Source organism: Herbaspirillum rhizosphaerae, assembly GCF_001189965.1.
In the GTDB taxonomy this organism is placed as follows: domain Bacteria; phylum Pseudomonadota; class Gammaproteobacteria; order Burkholderiales; family Burkholderiaceae_D; genus Herbaspirillum; species Herbaspirillum rhizosphaerae.
This window is the reverse complement of record NZ_LFLU01000007.1, coordinates 187,713-209,072: the sequence shown is the minus strand read 5'-3', so window position 1 is coordinate 209,072 and position 21,360 is coordinate 187,713. Positions and strand designations below refer to the sequence as shown.

Genomic DNA, 21,360 nt, shown 5'->3' with positions numbered 1-21,360 from the left:
TGCCGAGTTTCTGCTGAATAAGCGGATTAAGCGAGATTGTAATGGACGCGGGCCCGGCGGGATGGTTTCCGCACATCCAGATCGCCGGAAACCGGGAAAGAATGAATTTCTGCGGAGAAATGCGGTCATCAAGGATAAGCGCAGGAAGGAAGCGGCAAACATCGCACATGGAACTGGTGCGAGGGTTTTCACAATCGCAACTTCTGTGGGAAGATCTCAATACGCTCAGTGCCTGGCATGCCCGGGACTGAGCGTTCTTACCGCATCCTCGTTTGCATCGTTCTTTGCATCATAAGCAGCGTGAAGCCTGCACTTTGCACTTTGCATGTTGCAGTGTTGTCACGCAGATAACAGCAATTTCGAACGGGAGACTCTCATGATTTTGTGGCTCATTGTTTTCGTAGCGGGCGCCCTGGCATTGATGATGATGCGTGTCGGCGCGTGGACCTGGCTGGTGGCCGAACTGGCCTGGATATGGATAGGCGGCGTCACCGACCAGGCCAACGCCGTGGTCTGCGTGCTGCTGGCGATTCTGCTGTGCGTGCCGACCTTGCTGATCGCCATCAAGTCGATACGCCAGACCCTGATCACGCGGCCGGCGCTGGATGTCTTCCGCAAGATTTTGCCCAGCATGTCCGACACCGAGCGCGACGCCATCGAAGCTGGCACGGTCTGGTGGGATGCCGACCTGTTCTCCGGCAAGCCCGACTGGAACAAGCTCATGCAGCTGCCGCCGCCGACACTGACGGCGGAAGAGCAATCCTTCCTCGACAACGAAGTCACGCAACTGTGCGCCATGGTCAGCGATTGGGACACCACCGTCGCCTGGCAAGACCTGCAGCCCGAAGCCTGGCAATTCGTCAAGGACAAGGGCTTCCTCGGCATGATCATTCCCAGGCAATACGGCGGCAAGCAGTTCTCCGCCTACATGCATTCGCAGGTGATCATGAAGCTGTCGTCGCGCTGTTCGGTCGCGGCGATTTCGGTGATGGTGCCCAACTCGCTGGGACCGGCGGAATTGCTGCTGCACTACGGCACCGAAGAACAGAAGAACCACTACCTGCCGCGCCTGGCGCGCGGCGAGGAAATTCCCTGCTTCGCCCTGACCAGCCCCTATGCCGGTTCCGACGCGGCGGCGATTCCCGATGTCGGCATCGTCTGCAAGGGCATGCACGAAGGCCGCGAAGTGCTGGGCTTCCGCGTCACCTGGAACAAGCGCTACATCACGCTGGCGCCGGTCGCCACCGTGCTCGGCCTGGCGTTCCGCGCGCTCGATCCCGACCATCTGCTGGGCGGCAGTGCAGAACCGGGCATCACCTGCGCGCTGATTCCGACCAAGCATCCGGGCGTCGTCACCGGTCGCCGCCACTGGCCGCTGAACGCCGTGTTCCAGAACGGCCCGACCTCGGGCGAGAATGTCTTCATCCCGCTCGACTGGGTCATCGGCGGGCAGGCGCAGGTCGGCAAGGGCTGGCGCATGCTGATGGAATGTCTGGCCGCCGGCCGCGCCATTTCGCTGCCGTCGTCCAGCGTCGGTTTTTCCAAGATGGCGGTGCGCGGCACCAGCGCCTACGCCGCCATGCGCCGGCAATTCAAGATCGCCATCGGCAAGTTCGAAGGCATACAGGAAGCGCTGGCGCGCATGGGCGGCAATCTCTACATGATGGATGCGACGCGCCGCATGTCCTCGCTGGCCGTCGATGCGGGCGAGAAGCCGTCGGTGATTTCGGCGATCTCCAAATACCACGTCACCGAACGCGGCCGCATCGTCGTCAACGACGGCATGGACGTCATCGGCGGCAAGGGCATCTGCATGGGGCCGGGTAATTTCCTGGCGCGCGTGTATCAGCAGATCCCGATCGCCATCACGGTCGAAGGCGCCAACATCCTGACGCGCTGCCTGATTATTTTCGGGCAGGGCGCGATTCGCTGCCATCCCTACGTGCTCAAGGAAATGGCGGCGGCCAACGATCCTGACCATGATCGCGCGCTGGAAGATTTCGACAAGGCCTTCTTCGGCCATCTGAGCTTCGTCGCCGCCAACATGGCGCGCTCGCTGGTTTTCGGCCTGAGCGCGGGTTTGCTGGCCGGCGCGCCGGCCCAGGCAGCGGAAGAGACGCGCGTCTACTACCGCGCCGTGTCGCGCATGTCGGCTTGTTTCTCGTTGCTGACGGATGTGTCGATGCTGGTGCTGGGCGGCTCGCTCAAATTCCGCGAGCGTATTTCAGCGCGGCTGGGCGACGTGTTGTCGCAGCTGTACCTGATCTCCGCCACGCTCAAGCGTTATGAAGACGACGGCCGCCAGCGCAACGACCTGCCGTATCTGGAATGGTCGGTGCAGGACGCGCTGTACCGCGCGCAGGAAGCCATGCTCGAAGTGCTCGACAACTTCCCCAATCCCTTCATCGCGCTGGCCTTGCGCATCTGGATGTTCCCGCTCGGTCTGTCGTATCGCAAACCGTCGGACCGGCTGGCGAGCGAAGTCGCCGTGGCGATGCAGACCCCGGGCGCGTCGCGCGACCGTCTGGTGGCGGACATTTACCAGCCCGACGCCGGGACGGATCCCTTGGGCAGCGGCGAGCGCGCCTTCAATTTGCTCCCGCAAGTGCATGAAATCGAAACGCGCCTCAAGCCATCCATCAAGGAAGGCGTCTTGCCGCCCGTACCGCAAAGCCTGATCGAGATGCGGCGCTGGAATGCGCGCGCGATGGAGCAAGGCCTGATCAGCGCCGACGAGCGGGTGGTGCTGGACGACTTCGCCCACTACGGCAACATTACGGTGCAGGTGGATGACTTCGGCGCCGATCTGGACATGGGCGCGGCATTGCAAAAAACGCAAGAGCCGGTGCTGATCAGAAGCGCTTAAACAAAGCGCGAATCGGCGACGGCAATGCTGTTTCGTCTCCTGCCGTCGTCCCGGCGAACGCGGGGATCCAGTGTCGTAAAACGTCGTAAAGACGGTCGATACGACGCTGGGTCCTGACGTTCGTCAGGACGACAGTTATTTGGCCTCTGGTGCAAGCGATATCGATTGCAAACTCAGCAACATTTTTTGCTGTACTGCCTCTGAAGACAGTCCTTTGTTCTGATTAACTTGACAGTACGTCACGGCCGGCCGTCTTTGTCGATACGCCGCAAAGGCTTATAATGGCGACCATGATCGTCTGTCCGGCGTTTTATTCGACGTATGAAATGACGCCGCCGCTTTAATCTGTTCTATCTGTTTTCTGTCTGAATCCGGTACTGCCATGACTACATCCAACAGCTTGTCTCCCAATTCGCAAACCGCCGCGCCGGCATTCCGCTGGCTGAACCCCTACCGTCCGACCAAATTCCGCGTCATCGTCGGCCTCGGCATCGCCGCCATCGTGCTGGCGCTGATCAACCTGTTCGTGCCGGGCGCGCTCGATGCGACAGCCTATCTGTCGAGCATCGCCGCCGGCGCCATCGCCTACGTGCTGGCCGAAGTGCTGCTGGTCACGATTGTCGTGGTCGGCCCGTTTGCCGGTTTTGTGTATGGCGTGATTGCGTTCTTTGCGCGCTGAGCAGGAGCACATCAGATTGAAAAAGGCCGGTAGCGATACCGGCCTTTTTTTATTGGTGACAGCTTCGTCCCCTATCAAGGTAAGCTGAACGGATATCCCATGATCTGGGTATCGAATAAGCGGAATTGCACCTTGTTCTTTTCGATGCCCGGATATTCCTGCCCGATCTCATCCAGATACTTGTCGAAATCGTCGCGGGTCTCGGGATAGAAGCGCCAGGGCATCGGCGCCTTGGCGCAATCGAGACTGAAATGTCCGATGTAGACGATTTCTCCCGCTGCAACGGTAAAGCTGCCGCCCTTCGATTTGCCGTTTTCCAGCATGTTCTTGCGGTCGCCGTAAAAGTTGCCGACATTGCTGACAGACTTGCCGAGTTTGATGCGGAAGCCGGTCAGTAAATATTCGCCGGGTTCGATGATATAGGCATAATTTCCGTAATTCTTCTTCGACGGCAAAATCGATCCATCCTTGATCATGACATCCCATTGCCCGTCGGCGGATGCTTTCTGCACACCGTTTTTATCGAACGCCAGGAATTGCAGTTGCGCATTCTCGTAGCGGCCGCAGCCCCAGTGTCTGCTCCAGTCGGCAGACATCAGCACAACGCCTTTGGTCGCCGCCTGCTGCGTAAACAAGGTTGCGTCATATGGCACGCTGAATCCACTTGTATCCTGGGCCACTGCCGGTGCTGAAATCAGGCCGTTCGCGGCGATCAGTAGTGCATGAATGCCGAGGGTGAACGAACGTGAAAAACACCTTGCATTGAAAAATGCCATCTGACTTCCCCTGTTCATTTTTATGTAGTTGTCCCTGCCGTCTGCAAAATTCTTCCGATAAATGTACCATGCCGACTTGCGGTGAGGAATCTGTTTGCGGGTGACCGGTGTGTCATGCAAGTGATGTCAAAAAACGTATTCGCCGCAGTAAATAATTCATTGGAAAGCGCGCCGCAGCAGGCATACCATAGCCGCCTCCGCGCTGACTGCACATCGGCGGCGCATTCAGTGGTTTCAACAACAAGGACAACACATGCAAACACGCAAGCTCGCCAGCGATGGCCTTACCGTTCCTGAAGTCGGCCTCGGATGCTGGCAACTCGGCGGCGGCTGGGGCGATCATTGGGACAACGACGTCGCCCAGCAAACGCTGGCGCAAGCTTATGCCACCGGCGTGCGCTTCATCGATACGGCCGACGTCTACGGCGACGGCGCCAGCGAACGTTCCATCGGCCAGTTCCTGACCTCGCACAAGGATCTCACCGTCGCCACCAAGCTCGGACGCGGCGCGATTTATCCGGATGGCTACAGCCGCGAGGCCGTACGTACCGCGACCCAGCGCTCGCTGGAACGTCTCGGCGTCGACAAGCTCGACCTGACGCAGCTGCATTGCGTGCCGCCGGCTGTGCTCAAGGACGGCAAGATTTTTGACTGGATGCGCGAGCTGCGCCAGGATGGATTGATCAGCCGTTTCGGCGCCAGCGTCGAGACCGTGGAAGAAGGCCTGCTCTGCCTGGAGCAGGAAGGCATGACCTCGCTGCAAGTGATCTTCAACATCTTCCGCCAGAAGCCGCTGGCGGAGTTGCTGCCGAAGGCGAAAGAGAAGGGCGTCGGCATCATCGTGCGCCTGCCGCTGGCCAGCGGCCTGTTGAGCGGCAAGATGACGCGCGCCACCACCTTCAAGCCGGACGATCATCGCAACTTCAACCGCGACGGCCAGCAATTCAATGTCGGCGAAACCTTCGCCGGCCTGGAGTTCGCCACCGGCGTCGACCTGGCGCAAGAGATTGCCGCGCTGGTTCCTGCCGGCATGAACATGGCGCAGATGGCCTTGCGCTGGATCCTCGATCACGACGCCGTGTCGGTGATCATTCCCGGCGCCAGCTCGCCGGCGCAGGTGTTGTCGAATGCCAGCGCATCGGCCTTGCCGCGCTTGCCGGCGGAGCTGCACGAGAAACTGGCGGCGCTGTATCGCGACAAGATTCATGCGGCGATTCGCGGACCTTACTGAGTTGGCGGAATGAATCAGCAGTAGAGAGTAAAGATTGGCAGTACAAAAACAAAAAGCCCACGGCCGCAAGACCGTGGGCTTTTTCAATGAAACGCGTGCTTACAGCTTGAACACGCTGACCACCTTCACCAGATTGTCGCCCTGCATCTGCATCGACTTCGATGCGGCGGCGGCTTCTTCCACCAGCGCGGCATTCTGCTGCGTGACTTCGTCCATCTGCGTGATGGCGAGGTTGACCTGATCGATGCCTTCGCTTTGTTCGTGGCTGGCGACGGCGATTTCCTTGATCACTTCACTGACCTTGCGGATGCTGTCGACCACTTCGCCCATGGTCTTGCCGGCCTGGCCGACCAGGTCGGATCCGGCGCGCACTTCCTGCACCGAGCCGTCGATCAGCGACTTGATTTCCTTGGCCGCGGCCGCCGAGCGTTGCGCCAGGCTGCGCACTTCCGACGCCACCACGGCAAAGCCGCGGCCCTGTTCGCCGGCGCGGGCGGCTTCCACCGCGGCGTTCAGCGCCAGGATGTTGGTCTGGAAAGCAATGCCGTCGATTACGCTGATGATTTCCACGATCTTGTTCGATGAAGCGTTGATCGAGTCCATGGTCTTCACCACTTGCTGCACCACGTTGCCGCCTTGCTCGGCGACTTCGGAAGCCGATACCGCAAGTTCGCTGGCCTGTCTGGCGTTGGAGGCGTTCTGCTTCACGGTGGACGTGATTTCCTCCATCGCCGAGGCGGTTTCTTCGAGTGAACTCGCCTGCTCTTCGGTGCGGTTGGACAGGTCCATGTTGCCGCTGGCGATTTCGTCGACCGATTGCTTGATCGAGCCGGTTGCGCTCAGGATGCTGTTGACGGTGTCGACCATGCGGTCGCGGGTATAGGCGATCGACGATACCAGGCTGGCTTCGTCGCCCTTGCGCACGGCGATCACGCCGGTCAGGTCGCCCTCGGCGATCTTGCGCGCGATCTGCGACGCTTCGCTCGGTTCGCCGCCGATGGAACGGTAGATATTGCGCACCACCAGCACGGCAATGCCCGACATCACCGCGCCGAGGATCAGCAGCACGACGCCGGCCTTGATCAGCGAGCGGTAAAAGTCGGCCTGGATGTCATCCTGATACACGCTGGCGATGAAATCCCAGTTCCACGGCTTGAAGCGTTTGACGAAGCCCATCTTGGAGCTGGCCTTTTCTTCCTTGGGACGCGGCCACCAGTATTCGAGGAAACCTTCGCCGGCTGCCGACGAGCCGGTGGCGGCGATCATCTTGTAGAGCTCATTGCCCTTGGCGTCCTTGAAGTCGTACATGTTCTTGCCGTTGAGCTTGGGGCTGGTCGGATGCATCACTACGACCGAATCGGCACCGACCAGTGTGATGTAGCCGCTCCCGGTATAGCGCTGGTCGGCGACGCGGGCGATCGCCATTTTCTTGGCATCGTCGACCGACATCTTGCCGTCGGCAGCTTGCTGCGCCAGTCCGCTGACGATGGAATAGGACATCTCCGTGATATCCACCAGCGCGTGCTGGCGGTCGGCGATCTGGAGATTGCGGGTTTCGTAGATGTTCCAGAGCGACAGCGCAAACAGCGCGACCCAGGAGAAAATCAGCGGAAGCCAGAGCTTCTGCTTCAGAGACAAATTGTTCACTGCGTGTTCCCCTTTTTAAGATGTCTTGCGACGAGCAAATGCTTCCCACACCAGGCTGGTTATTGTTTCTGAATGACGTTCACCGAAGATACCGGGTCGTACTTGTGATGAAAAAATCTTAGCACGGCGCAGGTCTTTGTAAGCGTCGAATTGACGGGTAAAGCCTCAGTCTTTTCCTGAAAAAAAGCGGTATTGCTGTTCGGAAAGAACGGCAATACCGCAAAGGGACGACTTGCTCAGGAAAAACTATTTATAACGATGCAAGGGCTTCACTGCGGCTTGCCAAAACCCCCGCCGCCCGGCGTGGCGATGACGAACACGTCGCCCGGCTGCATCTCGGTGCTGGCGACAAAACCCAGCTCTTCCTGCGTGCCGTCGTTACGGATCACCATGTTCCGCCCGCACTGGCCCGGTTCGCCGCCGGCCGCGCCGAAGGGCGGGACGATACGGTTGTTCGACAGGATCGAGGCCGTCATCGCTTCCAGGAAGCGAATCTTGCGCACGCCGCCGTTGCCGCCATGCCACTGGCCGGCGCCGCCGGAGTGTTCGCGGATCTCGTAGCTCTCCAGACGAACCGGATAACGCCATTCCAGAATCTCCGGATCGGTCAGGCGCGAGTTGGTCATGTGGGTCTGCACCACGTCGGTGCCGTTGAAACCCTGGCCCGCGCCCGAGCCGCCCGAGATGGTTTCGTAGTACTGATACTCGCCGTTGCCGAAGGTGAAGTTGTTCATCGTGCCCGGAGCCGAGGCCAGCACGCCGAGCGCGCCATACAGTGCATTGGTGATGCAGCTCGAGGTTTCGACGTTGCCCGAGACCACTGCCGCCGGATAGCGCGGATTGAGCATCGAGCCTTCCGGGATGATCACGTTGAGCGGTTTCAGGCAGCCGGCGTTGAGCGGGATCTCGTCGTCCACCAGTGTGCGGAACACGTACAGCACCGCCGCCATGCAGATTGCACTGGGCGCATTGAAGTTGTTGTTCAGCTGCGGCGAGGTGCCGGTGAAGTCGATGTCGGCGGTGCGGTCTGCGTGGTTCACGCGGATCGCCACCTTGATCACCGCGCCGTTGTCGAGCGGGTAGTCGTAGCTGCTGTCTTTCAGCAGCGTGATGACGCGACGCACGGCTTCTTCGGCGTTGTCCTGCACGTGGCCCATATAGGCTTGCACCACCTCCAGGCCGAAGTGATCGACCATCTTCAGCAATTCGTCGACGCCCTTCTGGTTGGCGGCGATCTGGGCCTGCAGGTCGGCCAGGTTCTGCGCAATGTTGCGCGCAGGGTAGGGGCCGGAGCCGAGCAGGGACACGGTTTCCTGTTCGAGGAAGCGTCCCGCGCGCACCAGCTGGAAGTTGTTGATCAGGATGCCTTCTTCTTCCACCACCGTGCTGTTGGCCGGCATCGAACCCGGCGTGATGCCGCCGATGTCGGAATGATGGCCGCGCGAACCAACGTAGAACAGGATGTCCTTGCCGTCCTTGTCGAAGGCCGGCGTGATCACCGTGATGTCCGGCAAGTGCGTGCCGCCGTGGTAGGGATCGTTGAGCATGAAGACGTCGCCCGGCTGCATCTTGCCGGCGTTCTCGCGGATGATGGTGCGGATGCTTTCGCCCATCGAACCCAGGTGCACCGGGATGTGCGGCGCATTGGCGATCAGGTTGCCCTGTGCATCGAACAGCGCGCACGAGAAGTCCAGGCGCTCCTTGATGTTGACCGAGAAGGCGGTGTTCTGCAGGCGCAGGCCCATCTGTTCGGCGATGCTCATGAACAGGTTGTTGAACACTTCCAGCATCACCGGATCGGCCGTGGTGCCGATGGCCTTGCGCTGCACGCGCGCCTGATAGCGCTGCATCACCAGATGGTTCAGCGGCGTGACTTCGGCCAGCCAGCCGGGTTCGACGATGTTGGTCGCGTTCTTTTCCGCAATGATCGCGGGGCCGTGCACGACGTCGCCGGGGCGCATGTCTTCGCGGCGATACAGTGCAGTGTCGTGCCACTGGCCGCCGGAGAACAGCTTCACGGTTTCGGTCGATTGCAAGGCGCCGGCGCGCGGCGGCAGTAGCTCGGCTTTTTCTTCGCGGTCGTTGGACACGCCGATCGCTTCCACCGAGATGGCTTCGATGATCATGCTCTTGTCCGGCATCAGGAAAGAGTATCGTTTCTTGTAGGCCGACTCGAATTGCGCCACCATGCTCGCGATATCGCCGAAGGCCACCACGATCACCGAATCGGTGCCGTCGTAGCGCAGGTGGACGCGCTTGATGACGTCGATCTGGGTCGGCATCACGCCTTGCGACAACAGGTCGTCGGCGGCTTGCGTGGCGAGCTTGTTCAGTTCCACGTCCAGCGTGCCGACCGAACCGGTTGACAGGGCCAGTTCCATCGCCTGTTCGCGCATCGCGGTCTGATCCGCCAGTCCCATGCCGTAGGCCGACAACACGCCCGCAAACGGATGGGCGAAGACGCGCGTCATGCCCAGCGCATCCGCCACCAGGCAGGCATGCTGGCCGCCGGCGCCGCCGAAGGTGGTCAGCGTGTAATCGGTGACGTCATGGCCGCGCTGCACCGAAATGAACTTGATCGCGTTGGCCATGTTGCCGACGGCAATATCGATGAAGCCCTCGGCGACTTCTTCCGGCGTGCGGCGATTGCCGGTTTCGGCAAAGATGCGATCGGCCAGTTCGGTGAACTTCTGCACCACGGCGTCGCGGTCCAGTGCTTCATCGGCAGCCGGGCCGAACACCTTGGGAAAATAGGCCGGCTGGATCTTGCCCAGCATGACGTTGCAATCGGTGACCGCCAGCTGGCCGCCGCGGCGATAGCTGGCCGGGCCCGGATTGGCTCCGGCGCTGTCCGGGCCGACGCGATAGCGCGAGCCGTCGAAATGCAGGATGGAGCCGCCGCCTGCCGCCACCGTATGGATGCTCATCATCGGCGCCCGCATGCGCACGCCGGCCACCTGGGTCTCGAACTCGCGTTCGAACTCGCCGGCATAGTGCGACACGTCGGTCGAGGTGCCGCCCATGTCGAAGCCGATGATCTTGTCGAAGCCGGCCGTTTCCGCCGTGCGCACCATGCCGACGATGCCGCCGGCCGGGCCGGACAGGATCGAATCCTTGCCCTGGAAGCGATGCGCATCGGTCAGGCCGCCGTTGCTTTGCATGAACAGCAGGCGCACGCCGTCCATTTCGCCGGCGACCTGATCGACATAGCGGCGCAGGATAGGCGACAGGTAAGCATCGACCACGGTGGTGTCGCCGCGCGAGACCAGCTTCATCATCGGGCTGACTTCATGCGACACCGAGACTTGCGTATAGCCGAGTTCGGCAGCGATTTCGGCGAGCTTTTCTTCGTGCGCCGTGAAGCGATAGCCGTGCATCAGCACAATCGCGACGGCGCGATAGCCTTCCTTATATAAAGCGGCGAGTTGGCTACGCACCGAGACGGTATCGAGCGGCTGCACCACGTCGCCGTGCGCGCTCAGGCGTTCATCGACCTCCACGACTTTTTCAAACAGCAGTTCCGGCAAGACGATATTGCGGTCGAACAGGCGCGGGCGATTCTGATACGCGATGCGCAAGGCGTCGCGGAAACCCTTGGTAATCACCAGCACGGTCGGATCGCCCTTGCGCTCCAGCAGTGCATTGGTGGCGACGGTGGTGCCCATCTTGACGGCTTCCACCTGTTGCGGCGAGATCGCTTCGTCAGGTTTGAGGCCGAGCAGGCGCTTGATGCCGGCCACGGCCGCGTCTTTATATTGCTCGGGATTTTCTGACAGCAGTTTATGCGTCAGCAAGGTGCCGTCCGGCTGGCGCGCAACGATGTCGGTAAACGTGCCGCCGCGGTCAATCCAGAACTGCCAGCGTTGTTCCCCCAGTTTTGTCTGCTCTTGATTCATGGTGCATTGCCTTTCTTGAATGAACTTTCAGGTGCATTTTTGTTGATGAATTATCGACACTTTGCACATAAACCGTGCGGTAAGGGCCGAACGTTTTGCTGAGGAAACATCGGGGAAACCCGTCAAATCCTCCTTAAAGCCTTGCTGCGTCTGTGTTTGCGTCTGAAGTGGCGATCGCGGTAGAAAACTGGCACGCGCTTTGCTAATAACTCGTCAATGATTTGGCGATCATTTATTGTTTTTAATATTAATAATTTATTGACATATTATCGATGAAACATATAGGATTCAAGAAAAAAATCAAGGAGACAAAAAATGGACAAGAACCAAGCAAAAAAGAGCGGGCCGCAAATCACTGCACACACCGCCGCCATTTTTGAACGTGCCCTCGACGCCGGCGAAATGCCGGCGAGCAGTAGCGCAAGAACGAGGCAAGAGCGGGCAAGTTCGATGAATCCTGAGTCGGGCAGTCAATAGCAGCACCAGTAGCGTCAGCAATATCGAAAAGAGTCAGCAGCTTCAGCAGCGCCGTGCACGGTCTGTCGTGCACCTGCGTGCCGGTCAGCCTTTGCAGGCGGCCGCATCGCATCCGTACTGCGCGTGCTGAGCAGCGCAAACAAGTCCAGCCGGCTTACCGGACTGGAGTGGATCAACACATCCTTCGCTTTTGCGAGGGATGGGGATTGGCAGCAACCGTGGTGATTTTTGGGTAGCTCCCGCTTCAGGCTTCAAGCAGTGGGGGGAATTTTTAGATGTCATTCATCGATACAACAAGGAGCGTCTCATCATGTTAGGTCTCGTCTTCAAACACGCTAAACATCTCGCAAAAGCCGGCCTCGCCGTGTCTTTTTGCATGGCTGCCTATTCGGCGCATGCACAGCAACAGGAAATCAAGATCGGCGTCATCTATCCGCTCAGCGGCGCCGCGGCATCTACCGGCGCAGAAATGAAAGACGCGCTGGAACTGGCCGCCGACATCATCAACAACGGCGCCAAGAGCGTGCCCAACCTGCCGTTCTCGGCCGGCGGCGGTCTGCCCAACCTGAAGGGCGCCAAGATCAAACTGGTGTTCGCCGATTCGCAAGGCAACCCGCAAGTCGGCGCGACCGAAGCCGAACGCCTGATCACGCAAGAGAAAGTGGTCGCCGTGGTCGGCGCCTATTTCAGCAACGTCACCGCCACCACCAGCCAGGTTGCGGAACGCTACAAGGTGCCTTACCTGAATCCGGAATCGTCGTCGGCGTCGCTGACCCAGCGCGGCTTCAAGTGGTTCTTCCGCACCACGGCGCATGACGATCTGTTCGTCACCAACTTCTACGAATTCTTCAAGGAGCTGGAAGCCAAGAAGAACATCAAGATCAGCAAGCTCGGCGCCTTCAACGAAAATACCCTGTGGGGCAACGAGACCACCAAGCTGGAAACCAAGCTCTCCAAGGACCGCGGCTACGACCTGGTGAAGACCATCGTCTATCCGGCCAAGAGCACACAGCTGACCTCGGAAGTGCAGTTGCTCAAAGCCGCCGCGCCGCAAGTCGTGCTGCAGTCCTCTTATCTGGGCGACGCCATCCTGTCGATGAAGACCTACAAGGAACTGGGCTTCACGCCTGACATGATCCTGGCCAACGACGCCGGTTTCATCGACACGGAATTCGTCAAGACCCTGGGCAAGGACGCCGACTACATCATCACCCGCGACGTCTGGTCGCTCGACCTGGCCGGCAAGAATCCGCTGATCAAGCAAGTCAACGACCTGTTCAATGCACGCTTCAAGATCAACTTCACCGGCAACTCGTCGCGCACCTTCACCGGTCTGATGACGCTGGCCGACGCAATCAACCGCGCCGGTTCCACCGATGCGGAAGCGATCCGCAAGGCGCTGTCGGAAACCAGCATCCCCGGCAACAAACTGATCATGCCGTGGAAGGGCGTCAAGTTCGACGAGCACGGCCAGAACACGCTGAGCTCCGGCATCCTGCTGCAGGTCATCAACGGCAAGTACTACACCGTCTGGCCGTTCGACATGGCCACGCGCGACATCGTGTGGCCGATGCCGAAGTGGGATCAACGCAAGTAATCAGCTTCAGGCAGTCGACGGAAGGCCGCAGTAATGCCCGCAGCATCGGCAATATTGGCAACGCCCGCAGCATTGCGGCCTTCCTCTCAGATTCAATTTTTATCGCAGGTATTTACGGCGCGTAAATATCGTTAAGGGGAAATTTATGACTTGGGAAATTTTGGTGCAGACCCTGGCGTCCGGTTTGTTGATCGGACTGATTTATGCGCTCGTAGCGATTGGTCTCACGCTGATCTTCGGCGTCATGGACATTGTCAATTTCGCACACGGCGAATTCCTGATGTTCGGCATGTATTCCAGCTTCTGGCTGTTCGCGCTGTATGCGCTGGATCCGATTTTCACCTTGCCGCTGACGGCCTTGTTCCTGTTTGCGCTCGGTACCTTGCTGTACAAATTGGTGATCCGCAAGATCACCAATGCGCCGATGGTGTCGCAGATTTTCACCACCTTCGGGCTGATGATCCTGTTCCGCGGCATCGCCCAGTTCTTCTGGAAGGCGGATTTTCGCACCATCGAAAACTCGATGGTCGCCGGCCATGTCGCTATCGGCGGCATCCAGATCGGCTCGCCGCAACTGACTGCCGGCATCGGCGCCATTGTGGTCACCGGCGTGATCTATACCTTCCTGACCCGCACCAAGCTCGGCGCCGCACTGGAAGCGACCGCCGCCGACAAGGAAGCGGCGCAGCTCATGGGCATCGATTCGCAAAAAATGTTCGCCCTGGCCTGGGGCGTCGGCGCCGCCTGTGCCGGCGTGGCGGGCGCGCTGCTGTCGACTTTCTTTCCGATCTTTCCGGAAGTCGGCGCCAACTTCATCCTGATCGCCTTCGTGGTGGTCAATCTGGGCGGCTTCGGCAGCGTGGTCGGCGCCCTGATTGCGGGCGTGCTGGTGGGCGTGATCGAAGTGATGGGCGGTCTCTTTCTCGGGCCGCAATACAAGATGGCGATCGTGCTGGTGCTGTTCCTGACGGTGCTGATGTTCCGCCCGCAAGGTTTGATGGGCAAGACCTGAGCCTGAACGCCAACTACATGAAAGAGGAATCCATGCTCAAAACTACTTCCAGTCTGCCGCTGACGCCGGGTGCGTCAGCCGGCGGCTTCAACAAAATCCACGCCTTGCTGGTCGCGCTGCTCGTACTCGCGCTGGCTTTGCCGCTCTACATCACCAGCCCGTCGCATCAGAACCTGGCGATCCTGATCCTGATGGCGGCGCAGATCGGCGTGTCCTGGAACATCGTCGGCGGCTATGCCGGCCAGGTGTCGCTCGGCCACGTCGCCTTCTACGGCATCGGCGCCTACACCTCGGCGATCCTGTTCTCGGTCTACGGTGTCAATCCTTGGCTCGCCATGGTCGTCGGCGGCGTGCTCGCTGCGCTGGTCAGCCTGGTGATCGGCTGGTCTTGCTTCCGCCTCAAGGGCCACTACTTTGCGATGGCCACGATCGCGGTGGCGGAAATCATCCAGATCGTCTTCACCAACTGGGACTTCGCCGGCGCCGCCGTCGGCCTGACCATTCCGATGGGCGAGGGCGGCTGGGCCAGCATGATCTTTGCCGGCAAGGAGCCTTACTACTACATCGCGCTGGGTTTGCTGCTGATCACGCTGCTGGCCAATTTCATCATCGAGCGCAGCTTCCTCGGCTACTACTTCCGGGCCATCAAGGATGAACCGGATGCGGCGCGCAGCCTTGGCGTCAGCCTGTCGCGCTACAAGCAGATCGCGTTCGCCGTCAGCAGTTTCTTCACCGCGATGGGCGGCAGCCTGTATGCGCAGAAGGAGTTGTACATCGATCCGGCCTCGGTGCTCGGCACCGGCATGTCGATCAAGATGGCGCTGGTCGCCATCCTCGGCGGCATCGGCACCCTGTTCGGCCCGTTGGTCGGCGCCGGCTTGCTGACCGCGATTGAAGAAGGTACGCGCACCATGTTCGGCGGCTCCGGCCGCGGCACCGACCTGATCATCTACGCCGCGCTGATCATCGTGATCGCGGTGTACTACCCGAACGGCATCCTCGGTTATCTGAAGAGCACGTTCGCACGCCGCAAGGCCGTCAAGGCGCAAGCGGAAAACGCCGCCCGGGAGGAATCCAAATGAGTCTGCTACGCGTAGAAAACGTCTACAAGAAATTCGGCGGCCTGACCGCCAACCAGGATATTTCCTTCACGGTCCAGGCCGGCGAGATCGTCGGCCTGATCGGCCCCAACGGCGCCGGCAAGACCACCATGTTCAACTGCATCGCCGGCTACTCGCCGCCGACCACCGGCGACATCTGGCTGGAGGACATGAAGATTTCCGGCATGACGCCGGAGCAGTGCGCGCGCGTCGGCATCGGCCGCACCTTCCAGGTGGCGCGCACCTTCACCAGCATGAGCGCGCTGGAAAACGTGATGGTCGGCGTCTTCCTCAACGAGCGCAGCGTCGGCGCCGCACGCCGCACCGCGCAGGAGCTGCTGGACTTCGTCAACCTCGGCCGCTTCGCCGACAAGCCGGCCGGCAGCATGACCATCAGCGAACAGCGCCGCCTTGCCGTGGCGCGTGCGCTGGCGGTCAAACCGAAGTTGCTGCTGATGGATGAAGTCATGGCCGGCCTCAACCCGACCGAAGTGCGCGAGACCGTCGACGTGGTGCTGAAGATCCGCGACCAGGGCATTTCCTGCCTGATCGTCGAACACGTGCTGGAGGGCATCATGCCGATCGCCAACCAGATCGTGGTGCTCGACTACGGCAAGAAGATTGCCGACGGTTCGCCGCAGGATGTATCCAACGATCCGCATGTGATCGCCGCCTATTTGGGAGATGAATGATGCTACAGGTGAGAAATCTGCGAGCCAGCTACGACGGCGTACTGGCCCTGTCCAAAGTCGATATCGACGTCAAACCGGGCAGCCTGGTGGCGCTGGTGGGCGGCAACGGCAACGGCAAGTCGACCACGCTGCGCGCGATTGCCGGTCTCAACAAGGTCGACGCCGGCAGCATCATGTTCGACAACGTCGACATCGGAAAAATACCGCCATTTGATCGTGTCGGCCTCGGCCTGTCGCTGGTGCCGGAAGGACGCCGCCTGTTCGGTCGTCTGACCGTGCAACGCAATCTGGAGCTGGGCGCTTACACGCGCAGCGACAAGCACGAGATCGCCGAGTCGATCGAAGACATGTACGCCACCTTTCCCATCATCAAGGAGCGCCGCCACCAGCTGGCCGGCACCATGAGCGGCGGCGAACAGCAGATGCTGGCGATTGCGCGCGGCCTGATGGCGAAGCCGCGCCTGCTGTTGCTGGACGAACCGTCCTGGGGCATCGCGCCCAAGTTCGTGACCAAGGTGCTCGACACCATCCAGCAGGTCAACGCCAAGGGCGTGTCGATCCTGCTGGTGGAGCAGAACCTGCACAAGGCGCTGGCGATTGCGCACTACGGCTACGTGATCCAGACCGGCCGCATCGTGATGCAGGGCACCGGCGACGAGCTGCTGCATAACGAAGACATCAAGAAGGCCTACCTCGGAGGACTGTGAGATGAGCAACATGAAAATGGATATGGCGATTTTCGACGATGCGCTGTCTGCCGCCGACCTGCGTGCACTGTGCCGCAGCGGCGAATTCGACGGACCGACCGCAGGCTACGCCGACAACCACGTCCAGGCCAACCTGATGATCGTGCCGAAGGAATATGCGTTCGATTTCCTGCTGTTCTGCCAGCGCAATCCCAAGCCTTGCCCGCTGGTGGAAGTGCTGGAAGCCGGCGCGGTCGAACCGCGTACGGCGCCCGGCGCCGATCTGCGGACCGACCTGCCCGGCTATCGCATCTTTGAAAACGGCGTGATGACCAAAGAAGTCGCTGACATCTCCGCCTACTGGCGCGACGATCTGGTGAGCTTTTTGATCGGCTGCAGTTTTTCCTTCGAGAGCGCGTTGATCGAGGGTGGGATTCCCTTGCGCCACATCGAGCAGCAACGCAACGTCGCCATGTACAAGACCAGCATGCCATGCGTGCCGGCCGGGCGCTTTACCGGCAATGCGGTGGTCAGCATGCGTCCGGTCAAGAGCCGCGACGTCGCGCGTGCGGTGGAAATCACTGCGCGGTTGCCGCAGGTGCACGGCGCGCCGGTGCATATCGGCAATCCGCAAGCCATCGGCATAGCCGACCTGATGCGTCCCGACTTCGGCGACGCGGTCGAGCTCATGGATGACGAATTGCCGGTGTTCTGGGCCTGCGGCGTGACGCCTCAGTATGTGGCCGAACTCAGCCGGCTGCCGTTTTGCATCACCCACGCACCCGGCAAGATGTTCGTGACCGACCGGCTGAACGAATGAGCTAAGCACAAGCGCAACGGCGATCGCCAGATCGGCTGATCGTCCATCCACCCCAGCGGCGGGTTCGCCCGCCAAGAACCGAGGAATTTTATGTTGACGCATAAATCCCTGTTGGAAGCCTACGTCCATGCAAAAGACAAATGCTGTCCTTCACTGATTCACGACATCTATGAACCCAACGCGGTGCTGAGCATTTCGACCTCGGTCAGCGCGGTGGCTTTCCCGCCGCTGGTGGTGGGCGCGGACGGCATCGCGCAGACGCTGGTCACCGATTTCGCCAGGCGCTTTACGCACTGCCGCACCTATTACGTCTGCGACGGGTTCGACGTGCGCAACGGCCGCATCGAGCAACTGCCGTGGCTGGTGCTGATGCGCGAAGAAGAAACGGCGTCGCTGCGCATCGGGCGCGGCTACTACAACTGGCAGCTCAACCAGCATCCGGAACAACTCTGGCGCGCCAGTGAGATGCATATCCGCATCGATCACATGATGCTCATCGCCGACATCGCCGGCGACCTGCTGCAGACGCTGCAATCGTTTTTGCCCTATCCGTGGCTGCCGTCGCGCGTGCTGGATTCGTCCTTCGGCTTCATCGGCGACAGCAATCCGTCGTTCGCCTTTCTGAACGAATTCAGGAGCAACAAGTTCGAGCTGCCGCGCGAGCGACTGTCGGCCTAGCTGTGTAGCTGGCGGCGTAGGAAAAGAATAGCGGCGCGCAGAACGAGACATCGCTGCGCGTCCGGGAGTTCTCTTTGAAGGCGACAAGACAACGGCCATTGTCGTCGCCGGAGGAGAGCAGGCGCATATCGGCAAAGAGGAAGGGCGCGCACAAAGCTTGGCCGGTAAGCGGTTTTTGGGTTTGACGCAATTTCATTTAATCGGGGAGTTTCAATGAAACATAAAGTCTTGGCTGCAGCGGCGTTTGCCGCAGTCGGCATCCAGGCAGTACCTGCGCTGGCGCAATCGTCGGTCACGATCTACGGTCTGATCGACACCGGTCTGGTGGTGGAGAGCGGCGGCGCGGCAGGTCATGTCACCAAACTGACCAGCGGCATCAGCGGCGGTTCGCGCATCGGCTTCAAGGGAACGGAAGATCTGGGCGGCGGCATGTCTGCGCTGTTCCTGCTCGAAACCGGCTTCCAGAACGACACCGGCGCATTGGGTCAGGGCGGCTTGCTGTTCGGCCGTCAAAGCTATGTCGGCCTGGGCGGCGGCTTCGGTACGGTGACCGCCGGTCGCCAGTACACGCCGCAATACCTGGTGCTGTCGGCCGTCGATCCTTTCGGCACCGGCTATGCCGGCGATGCCGCCAACCTGATGCCGAATACCGGCAACGGCGCCAGCCGCATGGACAACACCGTCAAGTACGCGTCGCCGAGCTTTGGCGGCGTCACGGGCGAACTGGCTTACGGCTTCGGCGAAACCGCCGGCAGCACCAAGGCCGCCAGCCAGATCGGTGCAGCCGTTGGTTACGCCAACGGTCCGCTGTATGTCCGCCTCGGCTTTCACGGTCGCAACAACGACACGACCACCACCGAAACGGGATCGGGCCGCAGCACGCTGCTGGGCGCAACCTACAACTTCGGTCCGGTCAAGTTGCATGCCGCCTACGGTATCAACAAGGGTCTCAACAGCTCGCCGTTGCGCAACACCACCAACCCTTACGGCACCAGCGCCATCGTCGCGTCCACCGACAGCGCCGACATGCTGGTCGGCGTGACTGTGCCGTTCGGCGTGCAGCATACCTTCCTGGCGTCCTACATCCACAAGGATGACAAGACCAAGCTGAACCAGGATGCGGATCAGTTCGCGCTGGGCTATCGCTACGCGATGTCCAAGCGCACCGACCTGTACGCCATGTATGCCCACATCAAGAACAAGAACGGTGCGCCTTACACCGTCGGCAGTTCGATCGAAGCGGGTAGCGGCAACAGCGCCTGGAACCTGGGCATCCGCCACACGTTCTAGGCGTCTCTCCGGAGGCTGCGCAGGGGCGGGGAGTGGTTCCTGGAAAAACACTCTTCCCCCGGCGCCGCGTTCCGGGCCTGATTGCCGGCGGCTTTGAGAGTTGTCCATTGTGTTCGGGCCGGTATCCCGAATGCGACGGATAGATTCTTTCTTGAGGGAAGCCGCCGGCCAGGTGAGTGCTGTGTGCTTGCATCTCCGTATCTCTGTATTTGTGAATCATGGAACATGAGGGGTAGCAAATGAAAAAACTGACTCGCCTGAACATAGGACGGCGCCTGGGCCTCGGCTTCGGCATCGTCATCCTGCTGATGCTGGCGCTGACCGTGATCGGGGTTTATCGCCTGAACCAGATCAACGGCAACATCCGCGGCATCGCCAACGACATTTATCCGCGCACCGTGATGGCCAACGCCGTCAAGGGCGCGCTCGACGAGACTGCGCGCAGCATGCGCAACCTGCTGTTCATGAGCACCGTCGACGAGATCAAGGGCGAGCTGGACACCATCGCGCGCGCCGGCGGCGTGATCGACGAGACGCTCAGACGTCTCGCAAAAGACGCCCGTTCCGTGGAAGGAAAGCGCATGCTCGACGCCGTCGGCGCCGCACGCGGCCAATACACGCCGGTGCTGAACAATTTCCTGGCCGCGGTCAAGGACGGCCAGGTCGAGCAGGCGCGCGACCTGATCCTGCCCGAGATCGCTCCCTATCAGGCAGCCTACTTCAAGGCGCTGGACAACCTGATCGCCTTCCAGGGCCGCGGCATGGAACAGGCCGGACAAGAGGCGGAGCAGGTCTCCGGCGCAGCCAGCGTGTTGATGATCGCCATGGCGAGCATCGCCACCTTGCTGGCGGTGCTGGTCGGCTACTCGGTCATGCGCAGCATCACGCGTCCGCTCAATGCCGCCATCAATATCGCCGAACGCGTGGCCGGCGGCGACTTGTCGGTGCGTGTCGAAAGCACCGCGCAGGACGAAACCGGCAAGTTGCTGGCAGCGCTGCAAAACATGCGCGACGGCCTGGTCAGCGCGGTGACGCAAGTGCGCGACGGCTCCGACGCCATCTCCGTGGCTGCGCGCGAAATCGCCGACGGCAACGCCAACCTGTCGGCGCGCACCGAGCTGCAAGCCAGCACGCTGGAAGAAACCGCCAGTTCCATGCTGGAGCTGACCGACGCCGTCAACCACAACGCCGACAATGCGCGCCAGGCCAACCAGCTGGTGCTGAACGCGTCGCAAGTGGCGATGCAGGGCGGCGCGGTAGTAACGCAGGTAGTCAGCACCATGAAGGAAATCAAGGACAGTTCGCGCCAGATCGTCGAGATCATCGGCGTCATCGACGGCATCGCTTTCCAGACCAATATCCTGGCGCTGAACGCCGCCGTCGAAGCGGCGCGCGCCGGCGAACAGGGCCGCGGCTTTGCGGTGGTGGCGGCGGAGGTGCGCGGACTGGCGCAGCGCAGCGCTTCGGCGGCGAAAGAAATCGCCGGCCTGATCCAGAACTCGGTCAAGAAGGTCGACGCCGGCAGCGAACTTGTTGATGCCGCCGGCAACACCATGCAGGACATCGTGCGCAGCGTGAAGCATGTGGCCGACATCATGGTGGAAATCTCTGCCGCCAGTGAAGAGCAGAGCGCCGGCATCCGCCAGATCAACGACGCCATCGAGCAGATCGATGACATGACGCAACAGAACTCGGCGCTGGTGGAGCAGGCCGCGGCTGCCGCGCAAAGCATGCACGACCAGTCGGTGGCGCTGGGCCGCGCCGTGGCGATTTTCAAGACCGACCTGGGCAGTGAAGCATCTGCCGACGGCGCGGCGCCGCTGGAATTGAAGACGCTGGAAATTTCCGAAGGCGGCAAGCGCGGCTTGTTGCGCATGGCGTCGGCGCGCCGCCTGCACGGCTGACGCCTATCC

16 protein-coding genes are annotated in these 21,360 nt (G+C 60.8%); 13 read left to right on the top strand and 3 right to left on the bottom strand.

Going from position 1 to position 21,360, the window contains the following annotated elements; genetic code table 11:
• Nucleotides 1-376: 376 nt before the first annotated feature.
• Both AKL25_RS12345 and AKL25_RS12340 read left to right on the top strand, forming a co-directional pair.
• Nucleotides 377-2,866: an acyl-CoA dehydrogenase gene (locus AKL25_RS12345; protein ID WP_050477957.1), complete on the top strand. Its 2,490-nt coding sequence runs from the start codon at nt 377-379 to the stop codon at nt 2,864-2,866.
• Between the two features lie 382 nt (nt 2,867-3,248).
• Nucleotides 3,249-3,545, top strand: coding sequence for a hypothetical protein (locus AKL25_RS12340; RefSeq protein WP_050477956.1), 297 nt, complete (start codon nt 3,249-3,251; stop codon nt 3,543-3,545).
• A 74-nt stretch (nt 3,546-3,619) separates the two neighbouring features.
• Here AKL25_RS12340 and AKL25_RS12335 read toward each other — a convergent pair whose 3' ends face one another.
• Entirely contained in the window at nt 3,620-4,441 is an 822-nt protein-coding gene (locus AKL25_RS12335; protein WP_157050614.1) for a hypothetical protein, read from the bottom strand.
• A gap of 133 nt (nt 4,442-4,574) precedes the next feature.
• On the opposite strand from AKL25_RS12335, the gene AKL25_RS12330 reads away from it, so the two are divergent.
• A complete protein-coding gene (locus AKL25_RS12330) occupies nt 4,575-5,552 on the top strand; it encodes an aldo/keto reductase (protein ID WP_050477954.1) in 978 nt (325 codons plus the stop codon).
• Nucleotides 5,553-5,651: 99 nt separating this feature from the next.
• Here AKL25_RS12330 and AKL25_RS12325 read toward each other — a convergent pair whose 3' ends face one another.
• Both AKL25_RS12325 and AKL25_RS12320 read right to left on the bottom strand, forming a co-directional pair.
• Nucleotides 5,652-7,199, bottom strand: a complete 1,548-nt coding sequence (locus tag AKL25_RS12325) for a methyl-accepting chemotaxis protein (protein ID WP_050477953.1) — start codon at nt 7,197-7,199, stop codon at nt 5,652-5,654.
• Between the two features lie 269 nt (nt 7,200-7,468).
• Nucleotides 7,469-11,095: a hydantoinase B/oxoprolinase family protein gene (locus AKL25_RS12320; protein WP_050477952.1), complete on the bottom strand. Its 3,627-nt coding sequence runs from the start codon at nt 11,093-11,095 to the stop codon at nt 7,469-7,471.
• Between the two features lie 315 nt (nt 11,096-11,410).
• Between AKL25_RS12320 and AKL25_RS24190 the strand changes: the two genes are divergently transcribed.
• The 10 genes from AKL25_RS24190 to AKL25_RS12275 all read left to right on the top strand — a co-directional run bounded on the left by AKL25_RS24190 (nt 11,411) and on the right by AKL25_RS12275 (nt 21,351).
• Nucleotides 11,411-11,572, top strand: a complete 162-nt coding sequence (locus AKL25_RS24190) for a hypothetical protein (protein WP_157050613.1) — start codon at nt 11,411-11,413, stop codon at nt 11,570-11,572.
• 310 nt (nt 11,573-11,882) lie between these two features.
• The gene (locus AKL25_RS12315) at nt 11,883-13,169 is read left to right on the top strand and encodes an ABC transporter substrate-binding protein (protein ID WP_050477951.1); all 1,287 of its coding nucleotides are present in this window, start codon (nt 11,883-11,885) and stop codon (nt 13,167-13,169) included.
• A gap of 145 nt (nt 13,170-13,314) precedes the next feature.
• Nucleotides 13,315-14,181 (top strand): branched-chain amino acid ABC transporter permease, encoded by an 867-nt coding sequence (locus tag AKL25_RS12310; RefSeq protein ID WP_050477950.1) that lies wholly within the window; start codon nt 13,315-13,317, stop codon nt 14,179-14,181.
• Between the two features lie 32 nt (nt 14,182-14,213).
• On the top strand, nt 14,214-15,263 hold the full coding sequence (locus AKL25_RS12305) for a branched-chain amino acid ABC transporter permease (RefSeq protein ID WP_083444680.1): 1,050 nt from the start codon (nt 14,214-14,216) through the stop codon (nt 15,261-15,263).
• Nucleotides 15,260-15,973, top strand: coding sequence for an ABC transporter ATP-binding protein (locus tag AKL25_RS12300; RefSeq protein WP_050477949.1), 714 nt, complete (start codon nt 15,260-15,262; stop codon nt 15,971-15,973). The genes AKL25_RS12305 and AKL25_RS12300 overlap by 4 nt, the downstream gene beginning before the upstream one ends.
• Nucleotides 15,973-16,680 carry an ABC transporter ATP-binding protein gene (locus AKL25_RS12295; protein ID WP_050477948.1) on the top strand — a complete coding sequence of 236 codons (708 nt, stop codon included), beginning with the start codon at nt 15,973-15,975 and terminating at the stop codon, nt 16,678-16,680. Before AKL25_RS12300 ends, AKL25_RS12295 begins: the two co-directional genes overlap by 1 nt.
• A gap of 10 nt (nt 16,681-16,690) precedes the next feature.
• Entirely contained in the window at nt 16,691-17,479 is a 789-nt protein-coding gene (locus AKL25_RS12290) for a putative hydro-lyase (RefSeq protein WP_205627242.1), read from the top strand.
• 90 nt (nt 17,480-17,569) lie between these two features.
• Nucleotides 17,570-18,157, top strand: a complete 588-nt coding sequence (locus tag AKL25_RS12285) for a hypothetical protein (RefSeq protein ID WP_050477947.1) — start codon at nt 17,570-17,572, stop codon at nt 18,155-18,157.
• 213 nt (nt 18,158-18,370) lie between these two features.
• On the top strand, nt 18,371-19,447 hold the full coding sequence (locus tag AKL25_RS12280) for a porin (protein WP_050477946.1): 1,077 nt from the start codon (nt 18,371-18,373) through the stop codon (nt 19,445-19,447).
• Nucleotides 19,448-19,686: 239 nt separating this feature from the next.
• Entirely contained in the window at nt 19,687-21,351 is a 1,665-nt protein-coding gene (locus AKL25_RS12275) for a methyl-accepting chemotaxis protein (RefSeq protein ID WP_050477945.1), read from the top strand.
• The last annotated feature ends 9 nt before the right edge of the window (nt 21,352-21,360 follow it).

Bases quoted from the DNA above. Each gene is read 5' to 3' on its own strand.
- AKL25_RS12345 (WP_050477957.1), top strand. From the start codon at position 377: ATGATTTTGTGGCTCATTGTTTTCGTAGCGGGCGCCCTGGCATTGATG.
- AKL25_RS12340 (WP_050477956.1), top strand. From the start codon at position 3,249: ATGACTACATCCAACAGCTTGTCTCCCAATTCGCAAACCGCCGCGCCG.
- AKL25_RS12330 (WP_050477954.1), top strand. From the start codon at position 4,575: ATGCAAACACGCAAGCTCGCCAGCGATGGCCTTACCGTTCCTGAAGTC.
- AKL25_RS12320 (WP_050477952.1), bottom strand. From the start codon at position 11,095: ATGAATCAAGAGCAGACAAAACTGGGGGAACAACGCTGGCAGTTCTGG.
- AKL25_RS24190 (WP_157050613.1), top strand. From the start codon at position 11,411: ATGGACAAGAACCAAGCAAAAAAGAGCGGGCCGCAAATCACTGCACAC.
- AKL25_RS12315 (WP_050477951.1), top strand. From the start codon at position 11,883: ATGTTAGGTCTCGTCTTCAAACACGCTAAACATCTCGCAAAAGCCGGC.
- AKL25_RS12310 (WP_050477950.1), top strand. From the start codon at position 13,315: ATGACTTGGGAAATTTTGGTGCAGACCCTGGCGTCCGGTTTGTTGATC.
- AKL25_RS12305 (WP_083444680.1), top strand. From the start codon at position 14,214: ATGCTCAAAACTACTTCCAGTCTGCCGCTGACGCCGGGTGCGTCAGCC.
- AKL25_RS12300 (WP_050477949.1), top strand. From the start codon at position 15,260: ATGAGTCTGCTACGCGTAGAAAACGTCTACAAGAAATTCGGCGGCCTG.
- AKL25_RS12295 (WP_050477948.1), top strand. From the start codon at position 15,973: ATGCTACAGGTGAGAAATCTGCGAGCCAGCTACGACGGCGTACTGGCC.
- AKL25_RS12290 (WP_205627242.1), top strand. From the start codon at position 16,691: ATGAAAATGGATATGGCGATTTTCGACGATGCGCTGTCTGCCGCCGAC.
- AKL25_RS12285 (WP_050477947.1), top strand. From the start codon at position 17,570: ATGTTGACGCATAAATCCCTGTTGGAAGCCTACGTCCATGCAAAAGAC.
- AKL25_RS12280 (WP_050477946.1), top strand. From the start codon at position 18,371: ATGAAACATAAAGTCTTGGCTGCAGCGGCGTTTGCCGCAGTCGGCATC.
- AKL25_RS12275 (WP_050477945.1), top strand. From the start codon at position 19,687: ATGAAAAAACTGACTCGCCTGAACATAGGACGGCGCCTGGGCCTCGGC.